The sequence below is a fragment of the Rugosimonospora africana genome (assembly GCF_016862975.1).
GTDB lineage: Bacteria > Actinomycetota > Actinomycetes > Mycobacteriales > Micromonosporaceae > Rugosimonospora > Rugosimonospora africana.
Genome location: NZ_BONZ01000177.1, coordinates 1 through 1,061 on the forward strand (window position 1 = coordinate 1; position 1,061 = coordinate 1,061).

General features: G+C 64.6%; 1 protein-coding gene. It reads left to right on the forward strand.

The window, feature by feature from the left end; all coding sequences use genetic code 11:
- Positions 1-43: 43 nt before the first annotated feature.
- On the forward strand, positions 44-1,061 hold a 1,018-nt coding region (locus Raf01_RS49085; protein WP_203925069.1), incomplete at its 3' end, for a hypothetical protein.

Genomic DNA, 1,061 nt, shown 5'->3' on the forward strand with positions numbered 1-1,061 from the left:
GAGAGCGTGTTCTGGTGGTGGTGTGTCGGGTGGCGTGGGCCGTGTGCCTGTGGTGCCGGGGTGGCTGCGGGTGGTCGCGGTGGCTGGTCTGGTCGGGTCATCGTTGGTCGGGATCAATGCTCAACCTGCCGCCGCTTCGACGTACAGCTTCCGGGTTTTCTTCCAGGACAACGACCACGTGCTGGCCGAGTACTCATCAGGCAGCACCACGTTCGAGTCCACTCTCGGGATGGACCCGGGAACCAGCCCGTCGGCAGCCGAGCTGTCCGACGGCACCTGGGAAGTAGCCTTCCAGGCCAACAACCACTATCTGGCCTTCAGCCATTTCGGCGGTGGAACACTGAGCACCCACTATGGAATGGACGCTGTCTCCAGCCCAGCGATCACCGGCCTCGCCAACGGCAGTTGGGTAGCCGCCTTCCAAGCCAACACCCACCACCTGTTCATCTACACCTCCTCTGGCACGATCAAGGACACCGGCCTGGGAATGTATCCGGGCAGCAACCCGGCCATCGCGGCCCAACCCAACGGTGACTGGGCCGTGGCCTTCGAAGCCAACACCGGTGAACTGGCCACCTACAACGACCACGGCAGCAACTCCAACACCCATGCCGGCCTCGACCCCGGAACCAGCCCCGCCATCATCGGACTCAAGGACGGCTCCTACATCATCGCCGCCGAAGCCAACACCCATCACCTCGCCACCGCACACGTCAGCGGCACCGGACAGACCACCAACCTCACCACCAACGGAATGTACCCGGGCACCAACCCCGCTATCGCTGTCCAGGCCAACGGCACCGACTGGGCCGTGGCCTTCGAAGCCAACACCGGTGAACTGGCCACCTACAACAACCATGGCAGCACCTCCAACACCCACGCCGGCCTACAACCAGCAACCAGCCCCGCGATCATCCCGCTACCCGACGGCTCCTACGAACTCGCCGGCCAAGCCAACACCAACTTCCTCCTCACCGCACACGTCAGCGGCACCGGACAGACCACCAACCCCACCACCCTCGGCATGAACGCCGGCACCAACCCCACCATCGGCGTCCCCA